Consider the following 3,550-nt stretch of genomic DNA (forward strand, 5'->3'; position numbering starts at 1 on the left):
GGATGGCAGGGAAAGTATTCACATTTCTTGTGCGAAAAGTAGGAATAATGGTGAGACATGATAAAACCTCCCAAAAAGAAAAATGCGTACACTGCCAAAAACAGCGTACGCAAAAGAAAGGAGACAGCGATAGCTGTATCCCACATCATTTCTATACATCCCGGTTCCGGCAGGCGTATTGTATGTGCTCCACGTATCTGACTTATCCGCACAAAGGCGGCTTCACAGTGACCGACTCGCCGGGACTTTCACCCGATTCCGTGTCCTGCGCAAAGCAGGTGAGAACATACATCTATATATTTAAGTATCATGATAAAAAAGCCGACTGATTGATTCAGTCGGCTTTCAACGTTCGATTATGTATTAGTAACGACCAGAACCAACGTAGTTCTTTACATAGTAAGAGCTGTTGATGCTGTCCATGCATACACCTGTTCTGGAGTTTGCTGCATGAACCATCTGACCATTGCCAACATAGATGCCAACATGGCTGACACCACCGCCGCTGGAACTGGAGAAGAACATCAGGTCGCCCGGCTGAAGCTGGGACTTGGAAATCTTCTTGCAGCTAGCGTACTGAGAAGCAGAAGTACGCGGAATGGACTTGCCGAAGTGTGCGTATACATACTGGGTCAGACCAGAGCAGTCAAAGGTACGCGGGCCAGCAGCACCATATACATAGGAACAACCCAAGAAGCTCTTTGCATACGAAGCAATAGAAGAGCCGGAGCTGTTGGACGGGGTAGAAGAACTGCCATTGGAGCTGCCGCCGTTAGACGGAGCAGAAGACGTGGTGTACTTGCTGCTGATGTAGCCATAGCCGCTGCCGTACTTAATCTTGTACCAGCTGCCAGAGGTGCCTACAACAGAAGCAGCCTTGCCAGAACCCAGAACGCCGACAACACTGTAAGAAGTACCTGCGCCAGAACGAACATTCAGAGTGGTCGTTGTGTATACGGTCTTGTTGGTAGAAGTTGTCGGAGCAACAGAACTCGTCGTGTTGGACGGAACCTGAGAGGTGGTGTACTTGCTGCTGATGTAGCCATAGCCGCCGCCGTACTTGATCTTATACCAACCGTTGGTCGAAGCAACAACAGAAGCGCTGTTGCCCTTCTTCAAGTTACCGATGACGCTGTAGGAGGTACCTGCACCGGAACGAACATTCAGAGAAGAAGCCGAGATATAAACGGTCTTGGAAACGCTCTGTGTACCGCCGTTGGACGGAGTAGAAGAAGAGCTGCCGGAAGTCAGGTACTTGCTGTATACGTAGCCGGTCTTGCCGTTTACGTTGACCTTGGTCCAGCTGCCGGAAGTGCCGAGGCTTGCGGTAGTGGTGCCGGACTTCATCACGGTCAGAACCGAGTAAGAGTTACCTGCGCCGGAGCGAACGTTTACATCGGTCGTAGAAGTTACATTTGCAGCCAGTGCGCCGGTGCATACGATTGCAGTCGCAGCCGCGGTGGTCACTGCAAACTTCATCTTCTTGGAATGTATCATTGGTTTATCCTCCTGAAAATTAACGAAATAATGGTTACTTCGCAGACAGTGCTCGGTTCAGCCATACAACGGCAATGTCCAGAGCTGTATACAGACCATTCTTTTCGGTCTTCTTGACGATGCGATCCTTCGGACGCACGCTCGGGGATGTCTGCTGGAGCTGAACGGCTACTTTGGTTGCAACTTCCATATCCTGAACCTTCTTGGTTTCCAGGATCTGCATCATAATAATGTAGCGGTCGCTCATGCTGCCATAATAAATGATATTGTTATGTCTCATAAGTGGATGACCCTTATAGGTCAGGATCTCTTCATCTGCGCTTTTCTTAGCGGTAGCTGACATATCGTATTTCTCCTTTGATTAAAAATTCGCAATAATATATCCAGTATAACACGCTCAAGAATCTCTGTCAAACGAAAGACATGCATACAACCGCCTTGGTATGGCTGATAGGTTACAATCAACTCTCTAGCACATTACAATTCGGTTACATTGGCTATAGTATAGCACATGCTTTGCAGGATGTCAATCACTTCTTCTGTTGCCGGAAGATAGAAAATAACGTGTTTTTTGTGCACATTTCCACGATTCTGTTGGATATATCGGTAACAATAGGGAACAAACGAGAATGCTTTGGTTACATTGACGAAAAAAACGCAGGACGTAAAACGTCCTGCGTTTAGCTTTGCATTACAGATCCAGATAATTGGAAATCAGTTCCTGCATCAGCTCATCGCGGTCAATTTTGCGAATTAAGCTGCGTGCATTGTTATAGTTGGTAATATATGTCGGATCTTCGGAGAGCAGATAACCCACAATCTGGTTGATCGGATTATAGCCATTTTCCTTCAGAGCATCATATACTGTCTGAAGCACGCGCTTCATTTCCTTATTACTTTCTTCTTTCATGCTGAACTTTCTTGTTCCATCAAGCATTACGGAGCCCTCCTTTCAACTATCTACCATGATAATACAAAAATTCAGAATTGTAAAGGATTGTAAATAATATTTTACTGACGAAGTTTTGCATCGAACTGCTTTTCAAGGGCAGCGATTGCCTTCTTCATCGCGTTGTCGCACTCTTCATCGGTCAGCGTGCGGTCACTGCCGCGCAGACGCATGGAGTATGCCACGCTCTTCTTGCCCTCCGGCACCTGATCGCCCTTGTATACATCAAACAGGGAGACAGCTTCCAGAATGCCGCCGACAGCCTTGGCAATGGCCTTTTCCATGTGTGCTACCGGAATGGAATCGTCACACAGAACCGCAATATCACGGGTAGATGCTGGATACTTCGGCAGCGGCTGATACAGCTTGTCGGTGTTGGCGTTGGCGAACATCACGTCCAGATTGATCTCAGCCGCCAGAACTTCGCTCTTGCCAGCGCCGTAGTTCTTGGAGATGACCGGATGAATGGTGCCGAAGATGCCCAGCTCGGTGTCGCCGGTCAGAACCTTTGCGCAGCGTCCCGGATGATAGGACGGGTTGTCGGTTACCGGCTCGAAGCTGACGTCAGATACGCCGCTCTCGCTGAGGATCTTCTCAATGATGCCCTTGAACTGGAAGAAGGACAGACGGCCATAGGTGCCCATCGTCAGGATGTGCGGCTCCTGCGGCAGAACTTCGGTGTTTACCTTGCCGTCCTTGATCTCCGGCAGGTATACCGTTGCGATCTCATACAGGCTTGCGGTCGGGTTTCTGTGGTTCAGGTTGTGCATCAGGCACTCCAGCATGGACGGCAGGGAAGTGGTGCGCATCACGCTGAAATCCTCGCCCAGCGGATTGAGGATGGTAACGGACAGACGCTTTTCGCTGTCCTCCGGCAGACCGATGCTGTCATACATCTTTGGGCTGCCGAACGAGAAGTTCTGTGCCTCGTCAAAGCCGCAGGCACGAGCATAAGTGCCGATATTCTTCTCAAAATACTGCTTCGGGGACAGACCACCGGCAGCCGTACCGCCGAACTGTGTGGTCGGGATGTTGTCGTAGCCGTACATGCGGGCAACTTCCTCTGCCAGATCGCACATGCGGGCAATATCCGTGCGGTAGAAC

3 protein-coding genes and 1 pseudogene are annotated in these 3,550 nt (G+C 49.5%); all 4 read right to left on the reverse strand.

Going from position 1 to position 3,550, the window contains the following annotated elements:
* Nucleotides 1-363: 363 nt before the first annotated feature.
* Nucleotides 364-1,497, reverse strand: a complete 1,134-nt coding sequence (locus tag ACR0P9_RS09230) for an SH3 domain-containing protein (protein ID WP_432619451.1) — start codon at nt 1,495-1,497, stop codon at nt 364-366.
* 34 nt (nt 1,498-1,531) lie between these two features.
* A complete protein-coding gene (locus ACR0P9_RS09235; protein WP_432619453.1) occupies nt 1,532-1,840 on the reverse strand; it encodes a hypothetical protein in 309 nt (102 codons plus the stop codon).
* A gap of 348 nt (nt 1,841-2,188) precedes the next feature.
* Nucleotides 2,189-2,434 (reverse strand): IreB family regulatory phosphoprotein, encoded by a 246-nt coding sequence (locus tag ACR0P9_RS09240; RefSeq protein WP_216469119.1) that lies wholly within the window; start codon nt 2,432-2,434, stop codon nt 2,189-2,191.
* A gap of 74 nt (nt 2,435-2,508) precedes the next feature.
* Nucleotides 2,509-3,550: pseudogene (locus ACR0P9_RS09245) on the reverse strand (phenylalanine--tRNA ligase subunit beta); the annotation flags it as partial.

The organism is Butyricicoccus sp., from assembly GCF_050872565.1.
GTDB lineage: Bacteria > Bacillota > Clostridia > Oscillospirales > Butyricicoccaceae > Butyricicoccus_A.